This window comes from Polaromonas eurypsychrophila, assembly GCF_014641715.1.
GTDB classification, from domain to species: domain Bacteria; phylum Pseudomonadota; class Gammaproteobacteria; order Burkholderiales; family Burkholderiaceae_C; genus Polaromonas; species Polaromonas eurypsychrophila.
This window is the reverse complement of record NZ_BMIG01000002.1, coordinates 221,540-234,391: the sequence shown is the minus strand read 5'-3', so window position 1 is coordinate 234,391 and position 12,852 is coordinate 221,540. Positions and strand designations below refer to the sequence as shown.

Sequence of the window (12,852 nt, the reverse complement as noted above, 5' to 3'; positions counted from 1 at the left end):
TAAAATCAGAATTTACTGTATATTGATACAGTGTCCATCCTCACCACCCAGCGCAAGCTCGCGATCCTGGCAGACGCGGCCAAATACGACGCCTCCTGTGCGTCAAGCGGAACCTCGGGCCGCAATTCGGTGGGCGGCAAAGGCATAGGCTCGACCGAGGGCTCCGGCATCTGCCACAGCTACGCGCCCGACGGCCGCTGCATCTCGTTGCTGAAAATCCTGTTCACCAATTTCTGCACCTACGACTGCGTGTATTGCGTGAACCGCGTCAGCAGCAACGTGCCGCGCGCACGCTTTTCGGTGGACGAGGTGGTGCAGCTCACGCTGGACTTCTACCGCCGCAACTGCATCGAGGGCCTGTTCCTGTCCTCGGGCATCATCCAGAGCCCCGACTACACCATGGAGCGCGTGGTCGAGGTGGCGCGGGTGCTGCGCGAAGACCACGACTTCCGCGGCTATATCCACCTCAAGACCATTCCCGATGCCTCGCCCGAGCTGCTGGCCCGCGCCGGGCTATATGCCGACCGGCTGAGCATCAATGTCGAGCTGCCCACGGTGCAGGGCCTGCAGGTGCTGGCGCCCGAGAAAGACAGCGCCGCCATCAAGCGCTCGATGGCGCGCATACGCGTACACATCGACGAGGCCAAAGGCGCGGGCCGCGACGATGCGCGCACCAGCGTGATCTCCCTGCCGCGTTCGCTCAAGGCCAGCCGCGCCAGCGCACCACGCTTTGCGCCGGCCGGCCAGAGTACACAGATGATCGTCGGCGCCGACGCCACCTGCGACAGCACCATCCTGCAGGCCAGCGCCACGCTGTACGGCGCCTACCGGCTGCGGCGTGTCTATTACTCGGCCTTCAGCCCGATTCCCGACGCCTCGCTGAGCCTGCCGCTGCGCCAGCCGCCGCTGATCCGGGAACACCGTCTCTACCAGGCCGACTGGCTGATGCGCTTTTACGGTTTTGCGCACGACGAGATCGTGCCGGCCGCCGGCATGCTGTCGCTCGACATGGACCCCAAACTCGCCTGGGCGCTGGCCCACCGCGGGCAGTTCCCGGTGGACCTCAACCGTGCGCCGCGCGAAATGCTGCTGCGGGTTCCCGGGCTCGGCGTCAAGGCCGTCACACGCATCCTGCAGGCGCGCCGCGTGCGCCAGTTGCGCGCCGACGATTTGCTGCGCCTGCATGTGCCGCTGAAAAAGGTCCTGCCTTTCGTGCTGCTGGCCGACCACCAGCCCGGCGCAACGCTGGATTCGCTGAATCTCGCGGCCCGCCTCACGCCGCGCGCGCGGCAAACCGACCTGTTTGACGATGTGGCCGGCGGGGCTGTGGCGCCCACGTCCTCGGCACCTTTGCCTACACCGGTACTGGCAGTGCCGGTTGCACCATCGGGCACAGGCGTGGACACAAGCGTTGAGGCACCACGCGAAGAAAGGACTCTGGCATGGGCGTGATGAATGACCCGCTGACAAACGATCTTTTCCCGCAGGCCCTGTTGCCGGTGACCCTGCAGGGCCCGGCCGACCTCGAAGGCTTCCGGCGCGCCGCGCGTTCGCTGCTGGCGCTGCAGATGCTGCCCGAACAGGTCAGCTGGCACAGCAGTGACACGCCAGTGCAGGACCTGTTCTCCGCCGGTATCGCAGGCGTCGTCGAGGCCACCACCGCCATTCACAAGGCGGCCTTCAGCGACGCACCGCCGGTAAGCGTGCCACCCGAATTTGTCACTCTTTGCGAAACCGCCATCCTGCACAGCGATCCGAATCGCTTCGGTTTGCTCTACCGCATCCTGTGGCGCCTGGTGCACGAGCCGGGCCTGCGGCACGACCCGCTGGATGCAGACCGGGTGAAGGCTCAGCAGATGGCGCAGGCGGTGCGCCGCGACAAACACAAGATGAAGGCCTTTGTGCGTTTCCGCACGGTGCAGGACGAGACCTTCCGCAACAACCCTGAAGGCGGGCCATTGCATGTGGCCTGGTTTGAGCCGGAGCACCACATCGTCGAGGCGATTGCGCCGTTTTTTGCGCGCCGCTTCACGCAGATGCGCTGGGCCGTGCTGACACCGGAGCGCAGCATCCAGTGGGATGGCGCGCAACTCACGTTTGGACCCGGTGCCAGCAAGAGCGACGCGCCGCCGCCGGACGCCGGCGAAAAGCTCTGGCTCACCTATTACGAAAACATCTTCAACCCGGCGCGACTGAAGATGAAGATGATGCAAAAGGAAATGCCGCGCAAGTACTGGCACAACCTGCCCGAGGCCGTGCTGATCGCGCCGCTGGCCGCCGGCGCACACAAGAGCAATGCCAACATGGTCGAACAAGTTCCTGCCGCGCTGGCCAGGCGCATGCCGTCCATCAGGGTGCTGCCGGTGGCCGTTGCCGCCATCGATGTCCATGATGGCAGCGCGGTGCGCTCACTGCCGACGCTGCGCGACCTGACCAAGCATTGCCGAGAATGCCCCATAGGCGCCTGCGCCACCCAGGCCGTCTGCGGTGAGGGGCCGCTGCACGCCCATCTGATGTTTGTCGGCGAGCAACCCGGCGACCAGGAGGACCTGCAGGGCCGGCCTTTTGTCGGCCCCGCCGGCCAACTGCTGGACCGGGCTTTCGACGAACTTGGCATCCAGCGCGGCGAAGTGTTTGTCTCCAACGCCGTCAAACACTTCAAGTACGAGTTGCGCGGCAAGCGCCGCATCCACAAGACACCGACGCAGCGCGAAGCCGCTGCCTGCCAGCACTGGCTGGACGACGAAATCGCCATGGTGCAACCGCGCCTGCTGGTTGCGCTGGGCGCCACCGCCGCGCGTTCCTTGCTGGGCCGGGCCGTGCCGGTGATGGCCAACCGCGGTCAGGTTTTTGAACGTGACGATGGCCGCAAAGTGCTGGTGACCCTGCATCCTTCGGCACTGCTGCGTTTGCCGGCCGAGGAACGCGAGGCCGCGTACGCCGCCTGGCTGGCCGACCTTGACATTCAATAGCGGTCCAGCGCCGTCCGGCATGGGCCGAGTCCGCAAAAGGCCTGAAAACTCAGGCGCGTGCCGCCTGCAGCAGATCCCGTGTCCGCATCGCCTCACGCCGCGCCGCTTCGGCGAAGTCGTCGCCCGAGGACGCATAAATGATGGAGCGCGACGAATTGACGATGATGGGCGCACCGGGTCGCCAGCCGGCTTTGACCGTGGCCACCGCATCGCCGCCCTGTGCGCCGACGCCGGGAATCAGCAGTGGCAAGGTCGGAGCCACCAAACGCACGCGCTCGATTTCGGCCGGGTAGGTCGCGCCGACCACCAGGCCGAGTTGGCCATTGAGGTTCCACGGGCCCTGCGCCAGGCGCGCCACATGCTCGTACAGCAGGGGCTGGCCCTCGATTGAGGCAAAACGCTGGTTCTGCAAATCATCCCCGCCGGGATTGGAGGTGCGGCACAGCAGGAAAGCGCCTTTGCCCTCGTGTTTCAAATAAGGCGCGACCGAATCAAAACCCATGAAGGGCGACAGCGTCACCGCGTCGGCGCCGTAACGCTCGAAAGCTTCGATGGCGTATTGCTCGGCGGTGCTGCCGATGTCACCGCGCTTGGCGTCCAGGATGATGGGCACTTGCGGCGCCACACGGCGCATGTGTTCCATCAGACGCTCAAGCTGGCCTTCGGCGCGGTGCGCGGCGAAGTAGGCGATCTGCGGCTTGAAGGCAATCGACAAATCGGCCGTGGCGTCGACAATCGCAGCGCAAAAGTCGTAGATCTTGTTCGAGTCGCCCTTGTAACGGCCGGGGAACTTCAGCGGGTCCGGGTCCAGCCCCACGCAGAGCATCGATTGGTTCTGGCGCTCTGCCGCGCCCAGCATCTCGAGAAAAGTCATGATGTATTTTAAGGCCCCCACGTTCGCTCACTGCGTGTAGCTCTCTGCCCCCGAGGAGGCGCTGCGCTTGAGGGCCGGCGGAGCCGGACCCGCGGCCCCTGCTTGACAAGACATCCCCTCCTACCGTCGCTGACAATAGAGCTACCTCCCACCTTCCTGCGTCACCCAAATGCAACTGAGCCGCCAACAACTCATCATTCTTGTCCTGCTGACATTGGCCTGGGGCTTCAACTGGCCGGTCATGAAGCTGGGCATCGCCGACTTTCCACCTTTGACCTTTCGCGCGCTGTCGATCTGGCTGGGGCTGCCGGTGCTGGGCCTGGCCATGGTGGTGATGAAGGTGCCGTTTGTTGTGCCGCGCGACAAGTTCCGCGAGCTGTTCTGGCTGGCGTTCGCCAACATGTTTGTCTGGCATGCGCTGATCATCGTTGCGCTCAAGCACCTGAGCAGCGGCCGCGCCGCCATCCTCGGCTACACCATGCCGATTTTTTCAGCGCTGCTGGGCGCCTGGTTTTTTGGCAACACGCTGACGGCGCGCAGCTGGGTTGGCGTGGGCGCGGCGGCGCTTGGTGTGTCGCTGTTGCTGTGGCACGAGCTGACCAACCTCAGCGGCGCGCCGCTGGCCGTGTTGTGCGCGCTGATCGGCGCAGCGACCTGGGCGCTGGGCACACACAAGCTGCGCAATACCACCATGCCGGTGGCCACGCTGACCATTTCCTTCTGGATGACGGCCATGACCGCGGTGGTGCTCAGCGTGCTTGCCCTGCTGTTTGAAGTGCCGCAGTGGAAAGTGCCAGGCGCCGCCACCTGGTGGTCGATCGGCTACAACGCGGTGCTGATTTTTGGTTTTGCGCACGCCGCCTGGTACTTCCTGGCGCGCAGCCTGCCGCCGGTGGCTTCGTCGCTGAGTGTGATGATGATTCCGATTCTGGGCATGTTCTCCGGCGCGCTGGGCCTGGGCGAGGTGCTGCACTGGCAGGACTGGGCCGCCGTCGTGCTGATGGTCGTCGCGATTGGGTCGGTGTTGGTGCCCACGCGCGCAGGTTTTTCATCCCGGATCTGATTCGGGATCCATGCAAGCATCACGCAGCCTGAGGGGTCATCGCAGCATGGATTGCGGATCAGGTCCGCAATGACACTTCGGTCAACGCTTGAATTCAGACATGGCGAGACACAAATCGTCCCAGGCCTTGGCCTTGTCGCCCAGGCTGCGCAGCAAATAGGCCGGGTGGTAACTGACCACCACTGGCACGCCGAGGTAGCGGTGCACCTGGCCGCGCAGTTTGCCGAGCGGGATTTTCTGCACCTCGGGCACACTGTCCTGCAGCAGCGACTGCGCCGCAAATTTGCCCAGCGCAAGAATCATTTTCGGCTGCAGCAATTCGACCTGGCGTTTCAAATAGGGCTCGCACTGTGCGATCTCGGTGGGGTCGGGGTTGCGGTTCGCGGGCGGCCGGCATTTGAGCACATTGGTGATGAAGATGTTCCGGGCCACGCCGGGCCGCGCTGCGTCGTCATTGCCGCGCTGCAGCCCAATGGCCAGCAGCATGTTGTCGAGCAGTTTGCCGGCCTGGCCGACAAAGGGCTCGCCGGCGATGTCCTCGTTTTCACCGGGCGCCTCGCCGACGACCAGCCAGTCCACGGCCGGTGCGGCCTCACCCGCCTGACCGGAATGCGGGCCAACGCCAAACACGGTGTGCTTGCGGTTGGTGCACAGCGCGCAGGCGCGGCAGCCGGCAACGGCGAACTGCAGCGCCGGCCAGGCCATCAGCTCAATGCCTGCGGGGCGCGGCTCCAGGCCGGCCGCAGGGGCTGCGGGGGCGCGTGCCACGGTGGGCGCGGGCTGAGGCGCGCGGGCGGCGGCAACCTGGGGGCGCCGGAGTTCAGCATCAAATCGGGCCTCAGCCCTTGGGGGACGCGCGGGAACAGCTGCTGAATCCATAGCGGCCAAAACGTCCGGTACAGCCGTTGCAGGCGGCGCTTGCCAGATGCGCACACCCATCTCGCGCAGCATGGCGCGCTGGCGTTTGTCGAGGTCCAGGCTCATGACAGGCCCAGGCTCATGACCACCGCGTCTTCGCGCTGACCCTCGGCTGCCGGGTAATACTGGCGGCGCGTGCCGACATGGCGAAAACCGTAATGCTCGTACACGGCGCGCGCGCGCTCGTTGCTCACGCGCACTTCCAGCCACAGCCACAAGGCGCCCTGGCCGCGTGACCAGAGCACCAGCGCATCGAGCATCACGCGGGCCCAGCCCTGGTGCTGGTGGTCGGGTGCGACGGTGATGTTGAGCAGATGCACTTCGTCCACACCTTTCATCGCCACAAAATAACCGAGCAGCTCGCTTGCGCCTTCTGGCCCGGCGGCCAGCACTTGCGCCTCGTAACCGGCGTTCAGCGAGTCGCTGAAGTTGCCCCGGCTCCAAGGGTGGTCGTAGGCGCTTTGCTCCACTCGCAACACCGCCTCGAACCATGAGGCGGTCATCGGTTCAAAACGGGCTTCGATGGGTTGGAGAACAGCGTTCATGATGGGGAGGCGAGCGCAGCCTGGGCCTTGACCTGTGCGCGCTCTTCGGTGGTCAATGCTACTTTATCGCGCACATACAGCGGCAGCGCCTGCGCCGCGTCCACGCTGTGCCCGGCCGCCAGCAGCGCCGGCGCCAGCCGCAGCATGGCGCTGGCCGTGGGCAGGGCTTGGACACACTGCGACGCTGGCCAGACCGGCAAGCGGCCTGCATAAACCTTGAACACATTGCCGGCCAGCAGGTTTGCCGCGCCCGGCACAAAGTCGTCCGGCCGGCGCAGCGTGCAGTCATCCAGCGCCGCCCAGGCGCCCGCCGCCCAGGCAAAGCGCTGCACATACATCTCGTCCATGCGCGCATCCAGCAGCGCTGTGAGCTGCAGCGCCTGCGCCTCGGGCTGATGCCGGAAGCGCGCTTCTTCGGCAACCGCCAGCAAGGTGTCCAGCGGCAGCACCGGCAGCTTTGCGCCCAGCGCCAGACCCTGCGCCACAGAACACGCCGTGCGCAGACCGGTGAAGGAGCCCGGCCCGCGGCCGAACACCAGTGCGTCCAGTTCCGCCAGCGCCAGCCCGGCTTGCATGAGCAGGTCCAGGATGGACGGAATCAGCGCACTGGACGCCTGCGCTGCGCCCGGCCCGGTGTGCTGCCACACCTGCGTGCCATCGGTGAGCGCCACCGACAGTACTTCGGTGCTGGTATCAAAAGCCAGGAGTTTCATGGATTCACAGTCAAATCAGGCCTTGGCCCTTGTGGAGCGGGCGTCACCAGCTATCAAATCAGGAGCGACTGCCGGTGGACGCTGCGCTTGCATGCGCACCCCAAACACAATGCCCACCGTCACCAGCGCCAGCCCCGCCAGCAAATTCCAGTGCAGCGGCTCGCCGAGGAACATCACCGCGCCGAGTGCCGACAGGCCGGGCACCACGGCGGTGATCATGGTTGAACGCACCGGCCCGAAATGCTGGACCATCTTGGTGAAGGTGATGCCGGAAATCACTACCGAGCCCATGCCCTGGAACACCACCTGGAAAATGATTTCGCTCCAGGGCGCGGTGGTGAGCTGCGTGGCCAGCGCGCCGCTGAACACCAGCAGGCCATAGACCGGCACATAGGTCACAAAGGCAAACACGCTGATCGCAATTGTCGCCTGCACCGCTTGCAGCGCGTGTTTGCGCACCAGCACCGAGTACACGGCCCAGCAGGTGGACGCGCCCAGAAACAGCAGGTCGCCCTTCCACACCTCGCTGCCAGGCTCCAGCCAGGCGCGCAGCAGGCTGGCGCCGCCGACCAGCACGTCGCCGAGAAAAATCAGGCCCAGCCCGATGGCCCGCACCGGCGTCACGCGGTCTTTCAGGATCAGCACCGCCATCAGCGTGGTACTCAGCGGCAAGGTGCCGGGCAGCAGCACCGAGGCATGCGCGGCCGGTGCGAAATAAAAGCCGCTGTAGGCCAGGCAGGCATAAGCGATGCCGCCCACCAAACCGATCAGCGCGGTCAGTTTGAAACCCAGCGGCGACAGCCCCAGCCAGCTCGGCGGGGCCAGGCCGGGGGCGCTGTCACGCGCGCGCTTCCACACCAGCCAGGCGCCCCAGGGCAGCAGCACCAGTGCGGCGCCAGCAAAACGCAGCAGGCAGATGTCCAGCGGGGTCAGGCCGCGGTGCGCGGTGGCGCGGGCAATCACGATGAAGGAGGTCCAGATGGCCACCGTCACGACGGCGGCCAGCACGCCCACGGTCTTGGGGGAAAAACGCATGTCCTGATTATCCGGGCAAGCGGCCGGGAGCAGCCCTCGCACGGATAATCAGTCGATGTTTGTGAATCCCCTTCCCGCCCGGCTGCTGCTGGCCGCTGCCCTGGCCCTGCTGCCGGCGTGGGCGCTGGCCCAGAAGACCCCGGCCGCAAAATCCGCCAAAGCGGTGCTGCCGGCGGCGATCAGCCAGGCTTTGACCCGCGCCCAGGTGCCGACGGATGCCGTCACGCTGCTGGTGATGGACGCCGCTGGCAAGGCCGCGCCGCGCCTGGCCCATCGGGCCGGCGAGCCAATGAACCCGGCTTCGGTGATGAAGCTGGTGACCACCTACGCGGCGCTGGACCTGCTGGGCCCTGACTTCACCTGGAGCACCCGCGTGCTGATGGACGGCAGCATTTCCGAGGGCGTGTTGCACGGCAACCTGATCGTGCGCGGCGGCGGCGACCCCAAGATGGTGGTCGAGCGCCTGCAGGCGCTGCTGGCGCAGATCCAGTACAGCGGCGTGAAAGTTGTGCGTGGTGACATCGTGCTGGACCGCAGCGCCTTCCAGGCATCGGTACAGGATGCGGGTGAGTTTGATGGCGAGCCGCTGCGGCCCTACAACGCCAGCCCCGACGCGCTGCTTATAAACTTCAAGTCGCTGGTCATGCGTTTTACACCGGACCCGCTGAACAACCGGGCGCTGGTGGCTGTGGAGCCGCCGCTGGCCGGCATCGTGATCGACGACAGTGTGCCGCTGGCGCGGGTGGCGCGTTGCGGCGACTGGCGCAGCGAGCTGCGCGCCAGCGTCGACAACCCGAACCGCCTGCAGTTCACCGGCAGTTATTCGGCGGCCTGCGGTGAACGTGTCTGGCCCAGCGCCTATGCCGACCCGGCGAGTTTTGCGGCGCGCGCGATCGAGGGCTCCTGGCGCGCCATGGGCGGCCTGCTGACCGGCACGGTGCGCGACGCCACGGCGCCCGAGCTGGCGCTGCTGCGCGCGCGCGGCACGCTGTCGGGCGAGAAGCCGCCGCTGCGGCTGGACGCGCCCTCACTGCCGCTGCGCGAGATCGTGCGCGACGTCAACAAATTCTCCAACAACGTGATGGCCCGGCACCTGTTCCTGAGCTTGAGCCGGCCCGGACAGGGCGGGCAGCTCGACCAGGCCTCGCCCGGGACCGGCCGCGCGGCGCTGGCCGCCTGGTGGAAAAAATCGATTCCCTTGCAGCCCGCACCGGTGATGGACAACGGCTCCGGCCTGAGCCGCAGCGAGCGCATCAGCGCAACCAGCCTGGCGGCGATGCTGCAACACGCGGCGCAAAGCCGCGTTGCGCAAGACCTGCTCGACTCGCTGCCGGTTGCCGGCATGGATGCCACCATGCGCGAACGCGCGAAAAATGTCGCCGGCCAGGCATTCATCAAGACCGGCTCGCTGCGCGACGTGACAGCGGTCGCCGGTTATGCCAACGGTGTCAGTGGTGCGCGTTATATCGTCGTCGGCATGGTCAACCACCCCAATGCCGGGGCGGCACGGCCAGCGCTCGATGCCCTGATCCAGTGGGCGGTGCAGGAGCGCTGAAATTTGAAACACATTCAAACGCTCCTGATTCAATAGCGACTTACGCTCACCCGTTAAAGGCCAGGGACCGATTTGATGCCTGATGGGCAACGGTGAAGCGTTTTTGCAGATGCCGCGCCTGCACGGCCGCGTCCACAATCGCAACCGTCAGGTCGGCCACCGACATACCGGCGGACTGCGGTGAGCCATTCCCCCGTGGCGTGACGGAAAGCCCCCCAAGCTGCGACATACGATGAAATGCTGATGGCCTGCTCTGGCCGCGAACTTGGTACGGCAACTCGAAAGTACCGAAGCAGGATGAAAGTGATGGTTCCTGCCCAGGGCAAGGCTTGCAACGCCGCCATGGTACGAGGGCGCGCGCTCATGGCTTGATACTTTTGCGATGCAGTATCAAGGTAGCGATGCTCCGCCGAATGTGGGCGCCATAAAGCTGGCGCGGCGGGTGTTGCCGGCCTTGACCGCCCAGTGCGTGTCGCGGTCTGACACGGTGACGTTGGCGTCCGTGCTCTCCGGCCGACCGGCATAACGTGTCTTGGGCAACAGCCAGACCATTTCATGGAGGCTGTCTGGATGGCTGGCTGTGAACTGTGACACGCCCGCCGCATCGCGCTTCTCGGTCCAGGCGACGGCCTGACGCGAGGTCATGAAATCGGCCAGCCGTGTCATGGTGTACCAGCGAAATTGTTCAGAACCTTTTGCCTTGGCGTACGCCAGCAGGTCTTGCAGCACATCGGGCCAGACATTGGCGCCGTTGGGGTGCATGTAGATCATTCGGGTGGTGTTGTGCCTGACTGCAAAGTCCACAGAATCGCGGTACCAGTTGATGACTTCCTGCTTGGGCACCTGGTTGACCTGAAACTCTTCAAAGGTGGCGTATTGTCCTGCGGGCGTGACAGGAAACACCCACAAGTTTGGGTTGCGCAGCTGGCCGTCCCGGTACTGACGGGTAGGCCCTAGGCCGGTGTGGCCGCCAAAATAAACCGCCACTACACCTTGCTGCTCCAGCCAGTCCATGGCCCAGGTCGGGTTGTTGCCGACCGGTGGCGAATACTGCCGCATCGGTGGGCCAAAAGCCCAGTCGATCAGTGCCTTGACTTTTTGAGCCATGGGCAAAAAGGCATCCGGGACTCCGTGCGGGGTGGACGAAGTCAAGCCCAGGTAGGGTCGCAATGGGTGACTGACCGCGCGCTTGATGGAGGCCACGTTCTGCTCCAGATAGGGCAGGAAAGTGGCGCGGTTGGATTCGTTGGCGTTGAGTCCGTAGTAGTCGTGGTTCCAGCCACCATGGCTGCCGATGGCGTGCCCCTTCTTGGCGAAACGGCGCAAGATATCCTGCGCCACCGGATTGTTGTCCAGGTTCCAGCCTTTGCCGTCACCATCAGTGACCGCATCAGGGCCGGTCGTCATGTCGATAGAAAACGGACCGTGATCGAAGATGCCGAGTTTTTCCAGCGTCAGCGTCGGCTGCTGTGCGGTGAAAGAGTCCAGGTGCCAGTCCAGCGTCAGTCCGGGTACGGCATTGGGCACAGGAGACAGCTGCGCCAGTTGAAGGACGTTGTGCGCAAAGTAATGCAGAAAGCCGTGCAGGGGCAACCCATCGGTGCGCACCACCTTGAGATAGGTCAAGGGCAGATTCACAAACAGCACCTGGCCACGCCCCACTTTGTTCAGGCCCGCCACCAGACCGGCCCGCGGCGACGTGGCCAGCGTTTTGCCGTTGAATGCGCCGCGGGTAACAAAACTCGAATATTTCAACTGCCCCAGGAGGTAGCCGCTGTAAGCGTCCAATACATCTCCGGGCATGGCCGCACCACCTGGCAAGCTGCCGGCCGCCAACTCGGTCGGGGTGCTCTCAGCCAGATACGTCGAAGGCGCTTCAGCGGATGACGCGGCGCTGGCAGTTGCCGGTGACACAGGGGGAGCGTCTTTCGCCACATAAGGGATCGACTTGCCCGGCGGAACCTGCAAGGCGCGCAGGGTGCTGCGCATGGCGGTCACCGGACCTACGACGGTGCTTTTTTCACGCAGAGCGTCATAGAGCCCATAGTCCACGCCGGCGAGGTCGCTCAACTTTGCACGGGGGATGGCGTAGGTTGGTTTCTGGTTGCCGTCCAGGGCGAAGATGCCGAAATCGTGAACCAGCAGGGTGTTGCCCCCCGCCGTGGTGTAGTCGCGCACTGCCTTGAGCAAGGCGTCGGTGGCAATGGGGTGAAGCAGGTCGGGCAATACAAGCCCCCCGTATTTGAGCGCTTCGGGCCCGAGAGCCATGAACTGGCTGTCGGTCAAAGGCTGCAGTCGCACGCCGTCTTCAGAGGCCGCATCTACCCAGGCGGTCACTTCGGGTGAAGTCAGCTTCTGCCCGTCCGGGACCAGCAACATAAGCAGGCCGGGGTCGGCGACCATCGGTGGGTTTTCAGCGACGCGGGGCCGGGCGCTCACCGACGTGCCGGTCATGATATTTTTCTCCGAGCAGGCGCCCAAGGCGGCTGTCAGCAGCACTGAGAAAAAGCAGATCAGGACGGTGTTACGGCGAGAGCGGAGGAGTGTGAGCAAGGGCAGAACATGCATTGGAAGCAAGCGCAGTCATGGATTTCGGTCGCGCAGTGGTCCTTCAGCTTGCGCAAATATCTTTCGACCATAACCGTGCAATATTCCACTCCCAGTGCGGATGGGATGACACGCCTGTAGGACATGACGCCGCAAGAGGCGAGCTTACATGGCGCGGGCCGCATCCAGGTGCGCCTTGACCCGTTGTGCCAGCGCAATGTCTCCCGGTGTGTCGGGCCGCCAGGGCGACACGGGGAGGGCCTGCCCCTCCGGATCAACCGCGACAAATACCAACACGCATTCGGTGATGTCATACATGTCACCGGTTTTCATGTCACCAGCCCGCACCTGGACCGAGATGTTCATGCTGGTGGTGCCGGTGTAAGCCAGCCGGGCCTCGACCTCTACCAGGTCGCCTATCTTGATCGGCCGTTGAAACCGGATGCTGCCGACCGAGACGGTGACGCAGTAGCGCCTGGCCCAGCGGGTGGCGCAGGCATAACCGGCCTCGTCTATCCATTTCATGACAGTGCCGCCGTGAACCTTGCCGCCGAAGTTGATGGTGCTGGGCTCGGCCAGAAAACGAAGGGTGATGGAGGACATGCGGCTCTCTCAATAGTGCGCTATGAA

At 64.9% G+C, this 12,852-nt stretch carries 11 protein-coding genes; 4 read left to right on the top strand and 7 right to left on the bottom strand.

Annotated elements, in window-relative coordinates:
• Positions 1-30: 30 nt before the first annotated feature.
• Together IEX16_RS03520 and IEX16_RS03515 are read left to right on the top strand one after the other, a co-directional pair.
• Positions 31-1,452: a putative DNA modification/repair radical SAM protein gene (locus tag IEX16_RS03520; RefSeq protein WP_229676150.1), complete on the top strand. Its 1,422-nt coding sequence runs from the start codon at positions 31-33 to the stop codon at positions 1,450-1,452.
• Positions 1,443-2,972 carry a UdgX family uracil-DNA binding protein gene (locus tag IEX16_RS03515; RefSeq protein ID WP_229676149.1) on the top strand — a complete coding sequence of 510 codons (1,530 nt, stop codon included), beginning with the start codon at positions 1,443-1,445 and terminating at the stop codon, positions 2,970-2,972. The genes IEX16_RS03520 and IEX16_RS03515 overlap by 10 nt, the downstream gene beginning before the upstream one ends.
• Positions 2,973-3,021: 49 nt before the next feature.
• On the opposite strand, the gene pyrF is transcribed toward IEX16_RS03515, so the two are convergent.
• Positions 3,022-3,846: an orotidine-5'-phosphate decarboxylase gene (gene pyrF, locus IEX16_RS03510; protein ID WP_188706658.1), complete on the bottom strand. Its 825-nt coding sequence runs from the start codon at positions 3,844-3,846 to the stop codon at positions 3,022-3,024.
• A 169-nt stretch (positions 3,847-4,015) separates the two neighbouring features.
• Between pyrF and IEX16_RS03505 the strand changes: the two genes are divergently transcribed.
• Positions 4,016-4,909, top strand: a complete 894-nt coding sequence (locus tag IEX16_RS03505; RefSeq protein WP_188706656.1) for a DMT family transporter — start codon at positions 4,016-4,018, stop codon at positions 4,907-4,909.
• 81 nt (positions 4,910-4,990) lie between these two features.
• Here IEX16_RS03505 and IEX16_RS03500 read toward each other — a convergent pair whose 3' ends face one another.
• From IEX16_RS03500 to IEX16_RS03485, 4 genes are read right to left on the bottom strand one after another with little or no spacing between them, the layout of a single operon-like run.
• Positions 4,991-5,893: a uracil-DNA glycosylase gene (locus IEX16_RS03500; RefSeq protein ID WP_188706654.1), complete on the bottom strand. Its 903-nt coding sequence runs from the start codon at positions 5,891-5,893 to the stop codon at positions 4,991-4,993.
• Positions 5,890-6,372, bottom strand: coding sequence for a ribosomal protein S18-alanine N-acetyltransferase (gene rimI / locus IEX16_RS03495; RefSeq protein ID WP_188706652.1), 483 nt, complete (start codon positions 6,370-6,372; stop codon positions 5,890-5,892). Before rimI ends, IEX16_RS03500 begins: the two co-directional genes overlap by 4 nt.
• Positions 6,369-7,085, bottom strand: coding sequence for a tRNA (adenosine(37)-N6)-threonylcarbamoyltransferase complex dimerization subunit type 1 TsaB (gene tsaB, locus IEX16_RS03490; protein ID WP_188706650.1), 717 nt, complete (start codon positions 7,083-7,085; stop codon positions 6,369-6,371). Before tsaB ends, rimI begins: the two co-directional genes overlap by 4 nt.
• Before the next feature lie 15 nt (positions 7,086-7,100).
• On the bottom strand, positions 7,101-8,120 hold the full coding sequence (locus IEX16_RS03485) for a DMT family transporter (protein WP_188706648.1): 1,020 nt from the start codon (positions 8,118-8,120) through the stop codon (positions 7,101-7,103).
• Between the two features lie 55 nt (positions 8,121-8,175).
• On the opposite strand from IEX16_RS03485, the gene dacB reads away from it, so the two are divergent.
• Positions 8,176-9,675: a D-alanyl-D-alanine carboxypeptidase/D-alanyl-D-alanine endopeptidase gene (dacB, locus tag IEX16_RS03480; protein WP_188706646.1), complete on the top strand. Its 1,500-nt coding sequence runs from the start codon at positions 8,176-8,178 to the stop codon at positions 9,673-9,675.
• A gap of 390 nt (positions 9,676-10,065) precedes the next feature.
• Here dacB and IEX16_RS03475 read toward each other — a convergent pair whose 3' ends face one another.
• On the bottom strand, positions 10,066-12,129 hold the full coding sequence (locus IEX16_RS03475; RefSeq protein WP_188706644.1) for a polysaccharide deacetylase family protein: 2,064 nt from the start codon (positions 12,127-12,129) through the stop codon (positions 10,066-10,068).
• A 258-nt stretch (positions 12,130-12,387) separates the two neighbouring features.
• Complete coding sequence (locus IEX16_RS03470; RefSeq protein WP_188706642.1) at positions 12,388-12,825, bottom strand: acyl-CoA thioesterase; 438 nt, start codon at positions 12,823-12,825, stop codon at positions 12,388-12,390.
• Positions 12,826-12,852: the final 27 nt, after the last annotated feature.

Bases quoted from the DNA above. Each gene is read 5' to 3' on its own strand.
- IEX16_RS03515 (WP_229676149.1), top strand. From the start codon at position 1,443: ATGGGCGTGATGAATGACCCGCTGACAAACGATCTTTTCCCGCAGGCC.
- pyrF (WP_188706658.1), bottom strand. From the start codon at position 3,846: ATGACTTTTCTCGAGATGCTGGGCGCGGCAGAGCGCCAGAACCAATCG.
- IEX16_RS03505 (WP_188706656.1), top strand. From the start codon at position 4,016: ATGCAACTGAGCCGCCAACAACTCATCATTCTTGTCCTGCTGACATTG.
- IEX16_RS03500 (WP_188706654.1), bottom strand. From the start codon at position 5,893: ATGAGCCTGGACCTCGACAAACGCCAGCGCGCCATGCTGCGCGAGATG.
- rimI (WP_188706652.1), bottom strand. From the start codon at position 6,372: ATGAACGCTGTTCTCCAACCCATCGAAGCCCGTTTTGAACCGATGACC.
- tsaB (WP_188706650.1), bottom strand. From the start codon at position 7,085: ATGAAACTCCTGGCTTTTGATACCAGCACCGAAGTACTGTCGGTGGCG.
- IEX16_RS03485 (WP_188706648.1), bottom strand. From the start codon at position 8,120: ATGCGTTTTTCCCCCAAGACCGTGGGCGTGCTGGCCGCCGTCGTGACG.
- dacB (WP_188706646.1), top strand. From the start codon at position 8,176: ATGTTTGTGAATCCCCTTCCCGCCCGGCTGCTGCTGGCCGCTGCCCTG.
- IEX16_RS03475 (WP_188706644.1), bottom strand. From the start codon at position 12,129: ATGACCGGCACGTCGGTGAGCGCCCGGCCCCGCGTCGCTGAAAACCCA.
- IEX16_RS03470 (WP_188706642.1), bottom strand. From the start codon at position 12,825: ATGTCCTCCATCACCCTTCGTTTTCTGGCCGAGCCCAGCACCATCAAC.